Source organism: Pseudoalteromonas sp. SG43-1 (genome assembly GCF_014164415.1).
Lineage (GTDB): Bacteria > Pseudomonadota > Gammaproteobacteria > Enterobacterales > Alteromonadaceae > Pseudoalteromonas > Pseudoalteromonas distincta.
The window spans coordinates 131620-146309 of sequence record NZ_JACJFD010000005.1; the positions used below are offsets into that span (position 1 = coordinate 131620).

12 protein-coding genes are annotated in these 14690 nt (G+C 39.8%); 5 read left to right on the forward strand and 7 right to left on the reverse strand.

What is annotated here, in order from left to right; all coding sequences use genetic code 11:
• Positions 1-37 precede the first annotated feature (37 nt).
• Positions 38-1420, forward strand: coding sequence for an amidohydrolase (locus H5159_RS06295; protein WP_154903009.1), 1383 nt, complete (start codon positions 38-40; stop codon positions 1418-1420).
• A gap of 12 nt (positions 1421-1432) precedes the next feature.
• Positions 1433-2680 carry an amidohydrolase family protein gene (locus tag H5159_RS06300; RefSeq protein ID WP_182694075.1) on the forward strand — a complete coding sequence of 416 codons (1248 nt, stop codon included), beginning with the start codon at positions 1433-1435 and terminating at the stop codon, positions 2678-2680.
• Positions 2681-2966: 286 nt separating this feature from the next.
• Here H5159_RS06300 and H5159_RS06305 read toward each other — a convergent pair whose 3' ends face one another.
• Both H5159_RS06305 and cspD read right to left on the reverse strand, forming a co-directional pair.
• A complete protein-coding gene (locus tag H5159_RS06305) occupies positions 2967-5189 on the reverse strand; it encodes an NADP-dependent isocitrate dehydrogenase (protein WP_182711173.1) in 2223 nt (740 codons plus the stop codon).
• A gap of 511 nt (positions 5190-5700) precedes the next feature.
• Complete coding sequence (cspD, locus tag H5159_RS06310; RefSeq protein ID WP_002962500.1) at positions 5701-5919, reverse strand: cold shock domain-containing protein CspD; 219 nt, start codon at positions 5917-5919, stop codon at positions 5701-5703.
• A gap of 208 nt (positions 5920-6127) precedes the next feature.
• Here cspD and clpS point away from each other — a divergent pair, with 208 nt between their 5' ends.
• The gene (gene clpS, locus H5159_RS06315) at positions 6128-6436 is read left to right on the forward strand and encodes an ATP-dependent Clp protease adapter ClpS (RefSeq protein ID WP_002962498.1); all 309 of its coding nucleotides are present in this window, start codon (positions 6128-6130) and stop codon (positions 6434-6436) included.
• A 93-nt stretch (positions 6437-6529) separates the two neighbouring features.
• Positions 6530-8791, forward strand: a complete 2262-nt coding sequence (gene clpA / locus H5159_RS06320) for an ATP-dependent Clp protease ATP-binding subunit ClpA (protein ID WP_024595509.1) — start codon at positions 6530-6532, stop codon at positions 8789-8791.
• Positions 8792-9005: 214 nt separating this feature from the next.
• Here clpA and infA read toward each other — a convergent pair whose 3' ends face one another.
• From infA to trxB, 4 genes are all read right to left on the reverse strand, one after another.
• Positions 9006-9224 carry a translation initiation factor IF-1 gene (infA, locus tag H5159_RS06325; RefSeq protein WP_002962494.1) on the reverse strand — a complete coding sequence of 73 codons (219 nt, stop codon included), beginning with the start codon at positions 9222-9224 and terminating at the stop codon, positions 9006-9008.
• A gap of 90 nt (positions 9225-9314) precedes the next feature.
• On the reverse strand, positions 9315-10019 hold the full coding sequence (locus H5159_RS06330) for an arginyltransferase (protein ID WP_024606094.1): 705 nt from the start codon (positions 10017-10019) through the stop codon (positions 9315-9317).
• Positions 10012-10728, reverse strand: coding sequence for a leucyl/phenylalanyl-tRNA--protein transferase (gene aat / locus H5159_RS06335; RefSeq protein WP_024595507.1), 717 nt, complete (start codon positions 10726-10728; stop codon positions 10012-10014). Before aat ends, H5159_RS06330 begins: the two co-directional genes overlap by 8 nt.
• Positions 10729-10825: 97 nt before the next feature.
• Positions 10826-11776 (reverse strand): thioredoxin-disulfide reductase, encoded by a 951-nt coding sequence (gene trxB / locus H5159_RS06340; protein ID WP_165723628.1) that lies wholly within the window; start codon positions 11774-11776, stop codon positions 10826-10828.
• A gap of 287 nt (positions 11777-12063) precedes the next feature.
• Here trxB and pssA point away from each other — a divergent pair, with 287 nt between their 5' ends.
• Complete coding sequence (gene pssA / locus H5159_RS06345) at positions 12064-13389, forward strand: CDP-diacylglycerol--serine O-phosphatidyltransferase (protein ID WP_182780005.1); 1326 nt, start codon at positions 12064-12066, stop codon at positions 13387-13389.
• 118 nt (positions 13390-13507) lie between these two features.
• Here the strand turns inward: pssA and ald are convergent, their stop codons facing one another.
• Positions 13508-14629, reverse strand: a complete 1122-nt coding sequence (ald, locus tag H5159_RS06350) for an alanine dehydrogenase (RefSeq protein ID WP_002962982.1) — start codon at positions 14627-14629, stop codon at positions 13508-13510.
• Positions 14630-14690: the final 61 nt, after the last annotated feature.

Below are 14690 nucleotides of genomic sequence, written 5' to 3' on the forward strand. Positions count from 1 at the left end.
TCGCTAAAGTAGCAAAAAAACAGGAGATCCAAACAACATGCAAAAATTTGCACCTTCTTTATTAGCGGTTGGCTTAGCTGCTGCACTTGTAGGCTGCCAAGAAAACGGCCCACAAGACGATAAAATAACAATTAACAAAAATCCTTACCCAAGTACTTATCAGCCACTTTCTACATCAAGCACTCTTATTACAAATGCAACAGTACTGACAGGTACTGGTGAGCGTTTAGATGAGGCTGATGTATTACTTGTTGATGGTAAAGTACAACAAGTCGGTAAAGACTTAACAGCGACTGCTGATATTACAATTGATGCACATGGAAAATGGGTAACACCGGGTATTATTGACGTACATTCACATTTAGGCGCATACCCAAGTCCTTCGGTCGAGTCGCATCAAGATGGTAACGAAATGACCAGCCCTAACACTGCAGAAGTGTGGGTTGAGCATTCTGTTTGGCCACAAGATCCAGGCTTTAATCGTGCACGCGAAGGCGGCATTACTTCTCTACAAATTTTACCAGGCTCAGCTAACTTATTTGGTGGACGCGGCGTTACGCTTAAAAACGTACCAGCGCACACTATGCAAGGGATGAAATTTCCAGAGGCGCCGTATGGTTTAAAAATGGCGTGTGGTGAAAACCCTAAACGTGTTTATGGTCGTCAAGGTGTATTGCCTTCAACCCGTATGGGTAATATGGCTGGTTACCGTATGGCATGGGCTGAAGCCGCTGAGTACAAACGTGCATGGGATAAATACGATGCCGATTATGAAGCCGGTTTAAACCCAGAAGCGCCAGTACGTGATATTAAACACGATACGCTTCGCGGTGTGCTTGAAGGCGAAGTACGTATTCATAATCATTGTTATAAAGCTGAAGAAATGGCAATGATGATTGACCTGTCAAAAGAATTTGGTTACCACGCAGGTACTTTTCATCACGGTGTAGAAGCATATAAAATTGCTGACTTACTTGCGCAAAATGGTTCGTGTGCTGCACTTTGGCCAGACTGGTGGGGCTTTAAAATGGAAGCCTACGACATGGTTCAAGAAAACGTAGCTATTGTTGATGCGGTTAAAAACTCGTGTGCAGTTGTTCACTCAGATTCAGATACTACTATTCAGCGTTTAAACCAAGAAGCGGGCAAGGTGATGTACCGAGCTAACGAAAATGGTTTTGATATTTCTGAGCAACACGCTATTAAATGGATCACGTCTAACGCTGCTAAATCGCTAGGTATTGATGACAAAACAGGTTCACTAGAAGCGGGTAAGCAGGGCGATGTTGTTATTTGGAATCAAAGCCCATTTAGTGTCTATGCTAAAGCTGAACAAGTGTTTGTTGATGGTGCAAAGGTTTACGATAGAAACGACAGCGCGTACCAAGCAACAAGTGATTTTATGTTAGGTCAACAATAAGGAGCACCCAGAATGAAAAATTTATCACGTTCGTTTTCGCTTTCTCTGGTTGCTGCAGGATTATTAGCATCTGGTGCTGTAAGCGCACAATCTCTAGCAATTATTAATGCAACATTGCATACGTCTTCTGATCAAGGTGTATTAGAAGCGGCAAGCATTGTAATGACAGATGGTAAAATCACAGCGATTAACCCAACTGAAATTAAAGTTGATCAAATTATTGATGCAAAGGGGCAAATTGTAACCCCTGGCTTTATAGCAAGTATTAATCAACTTGGTTTAGTTGAAGTAAGTGCAGTTGCAGGCTCTCGCGATGCAGGTGAGGAAAAAGCTGGTATTGATTTTGATGTAAGCCTTGCTTACAACGCACATTCAAGCTTAATTCCTTACGCTCGTAAAGGCGGCGTAACACGCGATGTAATTACTCCTCATGGCGGCGATAGCATTTTTTCAGGCCTTGCGAGTGTTGTTGATTTAAGTGGTAGTTTTGACAGCGACATGCAAAAACAAGCGGCTTTAATTGTTTACTTAGGTGAGCGTAGTAAAGGCTCACGTGCTTTTACTTTGCAAACACTGATTAATAAGCTTGATGAGCACAAAAATAAAGCTGGTAAAAAAGCGAAAAAAGATGACGACAAGCCAAGTACTGAAGATAAAGTAATGGCTAAAGTACTCAGTGGTGAAATGCCATTAGTGGTTGGCGTTTCGCGTGCGGCGGATATTATTGAGCTAATTAAAGTAAAAGAGCAATTTGGTATTAACCTAGTACTTAACGGTGCGCAAGATGCTGTTGTAGTAAAAGAGCGCGTTGCTAAAGCAAATATTCCAGTGATTATTAGTGCAATGGATAGCTTACCAGGAAGCTTTGATTCGCTTCATGCGAGTTTAGATAATGCTAGTGTGCTTGAAAAAGCAGGCGTTAAAGTATTATTAACGGTAGGTGGCGATGCAAGTCACAATATTTATCAGCTGCGTTTTGATGCTGGTAATGCCGTGTCGTATGGTATGAGCCAAGAAGGTGCGTTAAAAGCGCTTACATCAAACGTTGCTGATGTATTTGGCATTAATGCAGGTAGCCTTGAAGTAGGCAAAGCTGCTGATGTGGTAATATGGAGTAATGACCCGTTTGAGCTAAGCAGCCATGTGAGCAAAATGTTTATTAATGGCGTTGAGGTTTCTACACAATCTCGTCAAGATAAATTGCGTGACCGCTATACGACAGATTCAAAAATGCCACGTGCTTATACCAACCCGCAATAATACTTAATCAATTTGAGGGATTAAATCTGACGGTAACTGCGTTAAAAATTTCTGATATAGAGCAACTAAATAACGAAATTTTTGCCTTGTTATCGACAAGATTTTCTTGCCTCAAAGCTGATCACTTAATTAAGCGAATTGGTATGATACTAAATAATTAATTAAATAAATAAATTTAATTATTCAAAGGCCGCTATTTTATAAATAGCGGCCTTTTTTACAAGATACAGACATAAAAAAGCCGCTTACTTTTGCAAGTAAGCGGCTTTTAAATTTAAACCGGTATTTATACTAATTTAGCAAGAATATCATTAAATGTAGTGCTTGGACGCATCGCTTTAAAGGCTGCATCATCGTTAGGCTGGAAGTAACCGCCTAAATCAACTGCAGGGCCTTGCGCATCGTTAAGCTCACTTACGATTTGCTCTTTATTAGACTCAAGGTCGCTAGCGATTTGAGTAAACTGTGCTTTAAGTTCACTGTCATCATCTTGCTTAGCAAGTTCTTGTGCCCAGAATAAAGATAGGAAGAAATGAGAACCACGGTTATCAATTTCTTTCACTTTACGTGAAGGCGATTTGTTTTCAGCAAGGAACGTGCCTGTTGCTTTATCTAGGGTATCAGCAAGTACTTGTGCCTTGTTGTTACCAGCAGTTACGCTTAAGTGCTCAAGTGATGCAGCAAGTGCTAAAAATTCACCTAAAGAATCCCAACGTAAGTGGTTTTCTTTTTCGAATTGTTGAACATGCTTAGGTGCAGAACCACCCGCGCCAGTTTCAAATAAGCCACCACCGTTCATAAGTGGAACAATTGAAAGCATTTTAGCACTCGTACCCAACTCTAAAATTGGGAATAAATCTGTAAGGTAATCACGTAAAACGTTACCTGTTACAGAAATAGTGTCTTTACCTTCTTTAATACGCGCTAGTGAGAACAATGTTGCTTCAAGCGGTGCTAAAATTTGAATATCTAGGCCAGCTGTATCGTGATCTGGTAGGTATTTATTTACTTTTTTGATTAGCTGCGCATCATGTGCACGGTTTTCGTCTAACCAGAAAATAGCTGGAACGCCTGTTGCGCGTGCACGATTTACTGCAAGCTTAACCCAATCTTGAATTGGTGCGTCTTTAACCTGACACATACGCCAGATATCGCCTTGCTCAACACTGTGCTCAAGTAATGTATTACCATTTGCATCAACAACACGGATAGAACCGTCCGCTTTTGCTTCAAATGTTTTGTCGTGTGAACCGTATTCTTCAGCTTTTTGAGCCATAAGGCCAACATTTGGAACGCTACCCATTGTTGTTGGATCAAACGCGCCATTTTCTTTACAAAAATCGATAGTTGCTTGGTAAACACTTGAGTAACAACGATCAGGAATTACAAAGCTAGTGTCTTGTAATTTTCCATCGTTATTCCACATTTGACCGCTTGAACGGATTGCTGCAGGCATAGATGCATCGATGATCACGTCACTTGGTACGTGTAAGTTTGTAATACCACGGTCAGAATCAACCATAGCAATAGCAGGGCGGTTAGCGTAAACAGCTTGAATATCTGCTTCAATTTCTTCGCGCTTAGCATCGTCTAATGTTTGAATTTTAGAATATACGTCGCCTAAACCATTATTTACATCAACACCTAGCTCTTCAAAAAGCTCACCGTGTTTAGCAAATACATCTTTGTAGAATACTTTAACAGCGTGACCGAAGATGATTGGATCAGATACTTTCATCATTGTCGCTTTCATGTGAAGCGAGAACAAAACACCTTTTTCTTTAGCAGCGTCAATTTCTGCAGCTAAGAAAGCTTGAAGCTTAGAAGCGCTAATGCTTGATGCATCAATAACTTCGCCAGCTAAAAGAGGTGTGCTTTGTTTAAGAACAGTAACGTCACCGTTAGTTGCAACATGTTCAATACGCACATCAGTGGCTGTATCAACAGTTACTGATTTTTCTGAACCGAAGAAATCGCCTTCGCTCATACTTGCAACGTAAGACTGAGAATCTTTGCTCCACGCACCCATTGAATGTGGGTTGTTACGTGCATATTCTTTTACAGAGCCTGGCGCGCGACGATCTGAGTTACCTTCACGTAGTACAGGGTTTACTGCACTGCCTTTAATTTTGTCGTAAGCCGCTTGAATTGCTTTTTCTTCATCATTTTTAGGTTCAACAGGGTATTCTGGAAGAGCGTAACCTTTTGCTTGAAGCTCTTTAATTACAGCGCGAAGCTGTGGTACAGATGCACTGATGTTTGGTAATTTGATGATGTTTGCTTCTGGTGTTTTAGCAAGCTCGCCAAGTTCAGCAAGTGCATCACCAATGCGTTGTTCTTCTGTTAAATAATCAGGGAAGCTAGCAATTACACGACCTGCTAATGAAATGTCGCGAGTTTCAACTTCAACACCGGCCGCATTTGTATATGCTTGGATGATCGGTAGCAACGAATAAGTTGCTAGTGCCGGAGCTTCGTCCGTTTTTGTATAGATAATTTTTGATGTCATCATCATTCCTAGATAGTCGACCGATAAGGTCTTATTCAACAATGCAAAGAAAATCATTACTTATGAGTGAGTACATATTATTAAACAAGTTAATAAACACGTACGCTCGTAATGAGTAGTTTGTTAGGTGTTGGTACTCAGCGTTGCTCTTTTATAAAAGCAGAATAGTCACACCTGACGAACTGGAATCGTATTTATAGCTAAAAAATTAACAAAAATAAATCAGCCTTTAGCCTAGTACATATAAAAGAGGCGATAAGGTGTTATGCGCAATTTTTAGCACCAAGAGTGTAACAAGCTTAAATAAAAAGGGCTAGAGTTTGAGCATGCCCAATAAGCAGTTAAACAATCAACTCTTAGAACATTGGGGTATATAAAATAAATTCAAGGAAAAGGGTTGAATTTGAATGAAAAGAGGCAATAAATAAGAGAAGAAGAGATAAGTTAGTATGCTTAAGGAATTAAGCGAGGATCTTAAAAGGTCGCTCGCTTTAGTCGAACAAAACAATCGTCACTCAATAATGTCACCATCTGGGGCAATATTTTTAGCGTGTAGGCCTTTAGGCCCTTGTTCTAATTCGAATGTTACATCTTGACCAGCTTTAAGCGTTTTATAGCCGTCCATTACAATTGTTGAGTAATGAGCGAAGATATCATTCTCGCAGCCGTCTTCTACGATGAAACCAAAACCTTTGGCGTTGTTGAACCATTTAACTTTACCACAAGCCATACTTCTACATCCTTCAATAAGTTGACTAATTTAGTTATTCTAAACTGTATAATTTGCTAGACTGACTAAGGTTTAATCAATCTATGTTTGACTGTAGTTTATTTAGCCAACCAGTCAAGTGTTTTGAGTTATTTTTTAACATTTTATTTATTTTTTATTCAAGTTTGCTTGAGTTACAAAGACAAGACTATATTTAATTATGAGTGGTATGAAAGATTCAGGTGTTATCGACACAGTTCGCGACAGTGAAAAGCAAAAGCTACAGCCGCCGCGAAAATATAAAGTTGTTTTAAATAACGACGACTACACGCCGATGGACTTCGTAATTGAAGTTTTAACGACGTTTTTTAATATGGATAGCGATAGAGCAACCGATGTGATGCTTCAGGTTCATGAAAAAGGTAAGGGTATTTGCGGTGTTTACAGCGCCGATGTTGCCCACACCAAAGTTGAACAAGTTAACCGTTACTCACGGGATAACGAGCATCCACTGCTTTGTAGTTGTGAGCAGGAATAATACCAATTTAATACAATTGGTATAAATACCAATTAGGGTGATCAAACATCCGATTGTTGTGGTATAAATTATTATCTCAGTAAGGGGTTGCCAATGCTAAACAAAGACTTAGAACTCACTTTAAATGCCGCGTTTCGTGAAGCGCGCACTCGCCGTCATGAGTTTATGACCGTAGAGCACCTTTTACTTGCGCTATTAGATAATCCTTCTGCAGGAGAAGCCTTAAACGCGTGTGGTGTTAATCTTTCAGGCTTAAAAACCGAATTATTAGAATTTATTGACGAAACAACACCTGTCATCCCAGATTTAGAAGAAGAGCGTGAAACTCAGCCAACGCTTGGTTTTCAGCGTGTATTACAACGTGCTGTGTTTCATGTGCAATCGTCAGGAAAAAACGAAGTGACGGGTGTCAATGTACTGGTTGCTATTTTTTCAGAGCAAGAGAGCCAAGCTGTTTATTTACTTAAAAAGCATGATGTATCGCGCTTAGATATTGTTAACTTTATTTCGCACGGCATTTCAAAAGCTGATGATGAACTAGGCGACGACAGCGATGATATACATGAAGAAGTGCAAGAAGTTCAAAACGAAGAAGCAAGTAAGCTAGACAGCTTTACAACTAACTTAAACGCTCAGGCTCGTGAAGGTAATATTGACCCATTGATTGGGCGCGACAGCGAAGTAGAGCGCACGGTACAAGTATTGTGTCGTCGTAAAAAGAATAACCCATTACTTGTTGGTGAAGCGGGCGTTGGTAAAACAGCCATTGCTGAAGGTTTAGCGTACCGTATTGTGAACGAGCAAGTACCAGAAGTAATTGCAGATGCAGTTGTGTACTCACTAGATATGGGGGCATTGCTTGCAGGTACTAAATACCGTGGCGATTTTGAAAAACGCTTTAAAAGCTTATTAAAAGAGCTTCAGGCACAACCTGGGTCTATTTTATTTATTGATGAAATACATACCATAATAGGTGCTGGCGCAGCGTCTGGTGGCGTTATGGACGCTTCAAACTTACTTAAACCACTTCTTTCAAGTGGTAAGTTACGCTGTATGGGTTCAACCACTTACAATGAGTATAAAAATATTTTTGAGAAAGACCGTGCATTAGTACGCCGTTTTCAAAAAATTGATGTACTTGAACCAAGTGTTGCTGATACCACTAAAATTTTAAATGGATTAAAAGAGCGTTACGAAGAGCACCATGGTATTCGCTACACTCAAAAAGCATTAAAAGCAGCTGCTGAACTTAGTGCTAAATACATTAATGAGCGCCACTTGCCAGATAAAGCAATTGATGTAATTGATGAAGCGGGCGCTAACCAACGTTTACAGCCTAGTTCTAAACGTAAAAAAACCATTGGTGTGGCTGATATAGAGCTAATAATATCGAAGATGGCACGTATTCCACCACAAAATGTTTCTTCAACAGATAAAGAGACGCTTAAAAATCTAGACCGTAACCTTAAAATGCTGGTGTTTGGACAAGATCAATCTATTGATGCGCTTACATCGGCTATTCGTTTATCTCGCTCAGGTTTATCAAGCGAAGAAAAACCAGTGGGTTCGTTCTTGTTTGCAGGCCCAACAGGTGTTGGTAAAACAGAAGTAACCAAGCAACTTGCTAAATGTATGGGTGTTGAGTTTATTCGTTTTGATATGTCTGAGTATGTAGAGCGCCACGCAATCAGCCGACTAATTGGTGCTCCACCAGGATATGTTGGTTTTGAGCAAGGCGGGTTATTAACCGAGGCGGTTATTAAAAACCCACATGCGGTTGTACTTTTAGATGAGATTGAAAAAGCGCATCCAGATATTTACAATATTTTACTACAAGTTATGGATCACGGTACGTTAACCGATAATAACGGTCGTAAAGCTGATTTTAGAAATGTAGTGGTTGTAATGACTACCAATGCGGGCGTACAAGAAACTACGCGTAAGTCGATTGGTTTTACAGAGCAAGATCACACGCACGATGCAATGGGCGAAATTAATAAAGTTTTCTCGCCAGAATTTAGAAACCGTTTAGATAACATTATTTGGTTTAACCACCTTGAACGTGAAGTTATTTTACTGGTGGTTGATAAATTTATTGTGGAACTGCAAGCTCAGCTTGATAAAAAATCGGTTAATCTTGAGCTTACGCCTAAAGCGCGTGAATGGCTCGCAGATAAAGGTTATGACAAGGCTATGGGTGCACGACCAATGGCACGTGTTATTCAAGAAGAGCTTAAAAAGCAATTAGCTAATGAAATACTGTTTGGTGAACTTGTTGATGGCGGTACAGTTAAAGTATCGGTTAAAGACAAGAAGATTCGCTTTGATTACGAGAGCAATTTAACGCCAGCGTAAAACGTTAATTGCACAACTAAGTTAAATAAAAATGGCCCGCTAAATAATAGCGGGCCATTTTTTTGCCATTTTTATAGGCAACAAAAAACCCAGTAAAAACTGGGTTTTTTGTTTATTAAATGTAATTGCTAGTCAATGTCTATCAATTACATTTAATAAACGCTTAAAGCTAGTAAAACACTAGCCAAAAACTAAATCTCGTTTACGCACTTACTTAGCGAGCACGGAATACGATACGACCCTTTGATAAATCGTAAGGAGTCATTTCTACCGTTACTTTATCGCCGGTTAAAATACGGATATAGTTTTTGCGCATTTTGCCTGAAATGTGAGCCACAACTACGTGACCATTTTCTAGCTCAACTCGGAACATTGTATTTGGTAAAGTATCAAGGACTGTCCCTTGCATTTCGATTACGTCTTCTTTCGCCATGTTTAGCGTAACACCTCTTTAATAGTTAAACGCTGCAGATTTTGCCCAAAATACTCCAATAAGTAAAGGCGCAGGGGCTATATTTGCAAATTAAATAGCCACCCACTCATCATTGAGCTGTTTTTGAGCTGGTAAAAACTGAGTTTTGTACTTCATTTTATCGCATTCGTCAATTTGATAGCCTAAGTACACGTATTGCTTATTTTGCTCTTTTGCAAATTTAAGCTGCTCTAATATCATCACAGAGCCTAAACTATAGTGTTCAAAGTCGGGGTCAAAAAAAGTATAAATTGCAGAAATAGAGCTGTTCATACAATCAGTTACGGCAACTGCGGCTAAAGTATCTTGGTGCCATAGTTCAATAAATGTGATTTTGAGCCAACTGCAAAGTAAAAAGCTTTGAAACTGTTCTTTTTCAGGAGGATACATACTTCCATCCTGATGGCGCATCGTTATGTATTTACTATAGAGCGGATAATACTCAGGGCGTTCTTGCGTCGAGTATTTCACTTCAAACTGGTTTTTTGCTTTGTTTAGTTTACGTTTTTGCGATTTTGAAGGGATAAAGTCTTGTGCTAATACACGTACAGAATTACATGCACTGCATATTGGGCAGTGTGGACGATATATTTGGTTACCACTGCGACGAAACCCTAAGCCTAATAATGACTCAAATTTGTCTGTGCTGTAGCAACTAGGATCAAGAATAACTAATAGTTGCTCTTGTCTGTTGGGTAAATAACTACAGTCAAACTCTTGGGTTAAACCAACACGTGCAGGAAGTTGCTCATTCATAGATTGCGTCAAGTTCTTGTGGCTCCCACATAATAGGATTAATAATATAGTTATGTGCAGCTTTTAGTTTAGTCAAAAATGTTGAGCGGGGGATTACTTGTGCACCTAAGGTCATTAAATAAGGGTTTTCTAACTGGCAATCAATAAAATGCGCATTATGACGTTTAAGCCAATTTACCAGTGCCCACATAGCAAGCTTTGAGCAATTGGTTTGATGATGAAACATTGATTCACCACAAAAAACACCATTTTGCATAATACCGTATAAGCCACCTGCAAGCTCTCCGTTGCTCCACACTTCTAAGCTATGGGCAATGCCAGCATTGTGTGCATTAACATAAGCGTTGAGCATGTCAGAGGTGATCCAAGTGCCATCGGTATCAAGGCGTTGATCGCGACAAGCTTCTATTACCTCCTCAAAGGCATTATTAATGGTTACTTTTACAGGGTGCTTTTTTAAATGTTTACGCAGGCTCTTACTTATATGAAAATCATCCAGTTCAAAAATCCCGCGTTCGCTCGGCGACCACCACATAATAGGCTCATCTTCGCTAAACCAAGGGAATATTCCGCTTTTGTAGGCATTACTTAGGCGAGGTAAACTTAAATCTCCGCCAATTGCTAACAAGCCATCAGGGGATTCTAATGCGTATTCCGGATTGGGGAATGCTATATCGGTTTCACTTAATTGGTATAGCTGATTTCTCATACAGTACTTATTTTATAATTGATCGTAAAAGTGTAACTATATTTTAGACATAAAAAAAGGGCTGAATAATCAGCCCTATTATAATTTATTTAATTGCTTATAAATTATCTAAGAAACGTTCTGCATCAAGGGCAGCCATACAGCCTGTACCCGCTGATGTGATTGCTTGACGGTAAATGTGATCAGACACATCACCTGCAGCAAAAACGCCCTCTACACTTGTTTGAGTTGCGTTACCATTCAATCCAGACTCTACAACTAAGTAGCCATCTTTCATTTCTAGTTGACCAACAAACATATCTGTATTTGGCTTATGACCAATAGCGATAAATACGCCTGCTAAATCTAGCTCTTCTGTTGCATCAGAGTGTGCATCTTTAATACGAATGCCAGTTACGCCCATTTGGTCGCCTAATACTTCGTCAAGCGTACGGTTGTAATGTAAAACAACGTTACCGTTAGCTGCTTTTTCAGCAAGGCGGTCTGCAAGTATTTTTTCACTACGGAAACTATCACGGCGGTGAATAACATGTACTTCGTCAGCAATGTTAGATAAGTATAGCGCTTCTTCAACCGCTGTATTACCACCACCAACAACCGCTACTTTCTGACCTTTATAGAAAAAGCCATCACATGTAGCACAGGCTGAAACGCCACGGCCTTGGAAATTAGTTTCAGACTCTAAGCCTAAGTATTTAGCAGAAGCACCTGTTGCAATGATTAACGCATCACATGTGTAAGTACCTTGGTCGCCAGTTAGTGTGAAAGGGCGCTTAGATACATCTACTTTATTGATGTGATCGAATATGATTTCAGTTTCAAAGCGCTCAGCGTGCTCTTTCATACGATCCATTAATGCAGGACCCGTTAAGCCGTGTGCATCACCAGGCCAGTTTTCAACTTCAGTCGTGGTTGTTAATTGACCACCTTGTTGAATGCCTGTAATTAAAACAGGGTTTAAATTTGCACGTGCGGCATATACTGCGGCAGTATAACCAGCTGGGCCAGAGCCTAAAATTAGTAGCTTACAATGTTTTGCTTCAGTCATTATTTTTTCCTAAACGTTTAATACGGTCTTTAATGCGCTCGATTCTAAGAAAATCAAGGCGGATGTAAACAAAATCCGCGATTATTTTTTTTCGCAAATCGAAAAGCTGTGCAGTATTGTGTACTAGAGCTCAGTACTTTTACAGTTAAAACACCTAAGTAGCTCAATAAATAGACTAACAGGCAACAAAACAGCGTTAATTCATGACCCCTTTGATTTTTTTTGTTATGTTTTACCTAATTTTATTTGTCACTGATAGATTATGTGACCTAAGCGAATAGGCAACTATGTTATTTTGGCAGGAAAAACCCGCATTCGGGTTGACTTCAAAAGACGTTAACGTCTTAACCAATGCGCAAGATTACCGAACGCAATTGCTACGTTTGATAGCTAATGCAAAAAAACGAATTTATATCACAGCGCTTTATTTACAGGATGACGAAGCAGGCCGCGAGATTTTAGAAGCCTTGCATCGAGTATCATTAGAGAACCCTGCGCTTGATGTAAAAGTGCTGGTGGATTTTCATCGTGCGCAACGTGGTTTAATTGGTGCAGAGAAGTCTGATGGTAACGCAAGTTTATACTGTGACGATTTAGAAAAGTTTAAATCGAACGTACAAGTTTATGGCGTACCTGTAAAAGCTAAAGAATTATTTGGCGTATTACATTTAAAGGGTTTTGTCATTGACGATACCTTGCTTTACAGCGGCGCAAGCATAAACAACGTGTATTTGCAGTATAATGAGCGTTACAGACTCGATCGTTACTTTTTAATAACGCAGAGCGAGCTGTGTGACTCAGTGGTTGATTTTATTGAGACTAAGCTAATTAGCTCTGTTGCTGTGCCACGCATAGACACACGACCGCTTAAGCGTTTACACGACTTCAAACTTGATCAAAAGCAATTAATGCGTGATTTAAAAGTCGCAAGTTACAACGCAGCAGAGCAACTAAATACGCAAGCATTAGGTATTCGTTTGTTTTTAGGGCTTGGTCGTCGTAATAACGAATTAAATCGTTTAATAAAAGCGTTATTTGATACCACAGAGCAAGAGCTTGTGTTGTATACGCCATACTTTAATTTTCCGGCGCCACTTATGCGATCACTGCGCCGATTATTAAAGCAAGGCAAGCAAGTTACGATTGTGGTAGGGGATAAAACAGCCAATGACTTTTATTTACCGCCAAGCGAGCCGTTTAGTAAAATAGGGGCGTTGCCTTATTTATACGAAACTATTTTGCATAAGTTTGTAAAAACGCAAAAACGCCACATCGATAACGGTAATTTAAATGTGTATCTGTGGAAAGATGAAAGTAATTCGTTTCATTTAAAAGGTATTTGTTCAGATAGAACAAAACATTTACTGAGCGGGCATAACTTAAATCCGCGTGCATGGGGTCTTGATATCGAAAACGGTATTTTAATAGAAGATCCAGAGCAAACAATTATGGATGCTATTGATAACGAAAAGCAGGAAATTTTACAACACTGCCGCCGTTTAACAGGCCCAGATGATTTAGAAACAATGGATGATTACCCGCAGCCAGTTAAAAAACTACTAGGGCAAGCTAAGCGCGTAAAAGTAGATTTTATAATTAAGCGTTTTATCTAAATAAGTTTATATAAATCTGAAATTTAAATACAAAAAAAGCAGCTAATTAGCTGCTTTTTTATGGGTTGTAGTTAGGTTGCTACATTACTTAATACCAACTTAACTACAAAACGCTAAATTATGCGTTTTCTACCGCTGTGCGTGGGTCAACATATTCCATGTTGAACGCTTCAGCTACTTCTTTGTAAGTTACTTGGCCTTTAATTACGTTTAAGCCTTTTAAGAAGTGAGCGTCATCTAGTAGCGCCTTTTTATAACCTTTGTTTGCAAGGTTAATGATGAATGGCAATGTTGCATTGTTAAGTGCAAACGTAGATGTGCGTGGAACAGCACCTGGCATGTTAGCAACACAGTAGTGAACAACTTCATCAACGATGAAAGTTGGATCAGCATGCGTCGTTGCTTTAGAAGTAGCAATACAGCCACCTTGGTCGATTGCAACGTCAACAATTGCAGAACCAGGTTTCATTGCTTTAATGTGCTCAGCAGTTACTAGTTTAGGTGCAGCTGCACCAGGGATCAGTACACCACCGATTACTAAATCAGCTTCTAGTACGTGTTTTTCTAGTGCATCAGCAGTTGAGTAAATAGCTTTAACTTTATTACCAAATTGCGCGTCTAGTGCACGTAATACGTCGATGTTACGATCAAGAACGACAACTTCAGCACCAAGGCCAACAGCCATTTGAGCTGCGCTACGACCAACCATGCCGCCGCCAATTACAACAACTTTAGCAGCTTCAACGCCTGGTACGCCACCTAGTAGCATGCCACGACCGTGGTTAGATTTTTCTAGCGCTTGTGCACCAGCTTGAATAGACATACGACCAGCAACTTCGCTCATAGGAGCAAGAAGCGGTAAACCACCGCGTGAGTCAGTTACAGTTTCGTATGCAATACAAATAGCTTTGCTTTTTACAAGGTCTTCAGTTTGTGGAAGATCAGGTGCAAGGTGTAAGTAAGTGAAAAGAATTTGGTCTTCACGTAGCATTGCACGTTCAACAGCTTGCGGCTCTTTTACTTTTACAATCATGTCTGCTTTAGCAAAAACATCAGCAGCAGTTGCTAAAATTTCAGCACCCGCTTGTGTGTAATCTTCGTTAGTAAAACCAATGCCCATGCCTGCATCAGTTTCTACAATCACTTGGTGACCGTGGTTTACTAATTCACGAACACTTGCAGGAACCATACCTACACGGTATTCATGGTTTTTAATTTCTTTAGGAACACCAATAATCATATCATTTGCCTTATTAAGAACGGATTAACATTTTCCACTATTATATTCATCATAAGCCCGT

What these genes read in the sequence shown, in the direction of transcription:
- H5159_RS06295 (WP_154903009.1), top strand. Translation starts at nt 38, where the DNA reads ATGCAAAAATTTGCACCTTCTTTATTAGCGGTTGGCTTAGCTGCTGCA.
- H5159_RS06300 (WP_182694075.1), top strand. Translation starts at nt 1,433, where the DNA reads ATGAAAAATTTATCACGTTCGTTTTCGCTTTCTCTGGTTGCTGCAGGA.
- H5159_RS06305 (WP_182711173.1), bottom strand. Translation starts at nt 5,189, where the DNA reads ATGACATCAAAAATTATCTATACAAAAACGGACGAAGCTCCGGCACTA.
- cspD (WP_002962500.1), bottom strand. Translation starts at nt 5,919, where the DNA reads ATGGCTTGTGGTAAAGTTAAATGGTTCAACAACGCCAAAGGTTTTGGT.
- clpS (WP_002962498.1), top strand. Translation starts at nt 6,128, where the DNA reads ATGAAAGATTCAGGTGTTATCGACACAGTTCGCGACAGTGAAAAGCAA.
- clpA (WP_024595509.1), top strand. Translation starts at nt 6,530, where the DNA reads ATGCTAAACAAAGACTTAGAACTCACTTTAAATGCCGCGTTTCGTGAA.
- infA (WP_002962494.1), bottom strand. Translation starts at nt 9,224, where the DNA reads ATGGCGAAAGAAGACGTAATCGAAATGCAAGGGACAGTCCTTGATACT.
- H5159_RS06330 (WP_024606094.1), bottom strand. Translation starts at nt 10,019, where the DNA reads ATGAATGAGCAACTTCCTGCACGTGTTGGTTTAACCCAAGAGTTTGAC.
- aat (WP_024595507.1), bottom strand. Translation starts at nt 10,728, where the DNA reads ATGAGAAATCAGCTATACCAATTAAGTGAAACCGATATAGCATTCCCC.
- trxB (WP_165723628.1), bottom strand. Translation starts at nt 11,776, where the DNA reads ATGACTGAAGCAAAACATTGTAAGCTACTAATTTTAGGCTCTGGCCCA.
- pssA (WP_182780005.1), top strand. Translation starts at nt 12,064, where the DNA reads ATGTTATTTTGGCAGGAAAAACCCGCATTCGGGTTGACTTCAAAAGAC.
- ald (WP_002962982.1), bottom strand. Translation starts at nt 14,629, where the DNA reads ATGATTATTGGTGTTCCTAAAGAAATTAAAAACCATGAATACCGTGTA.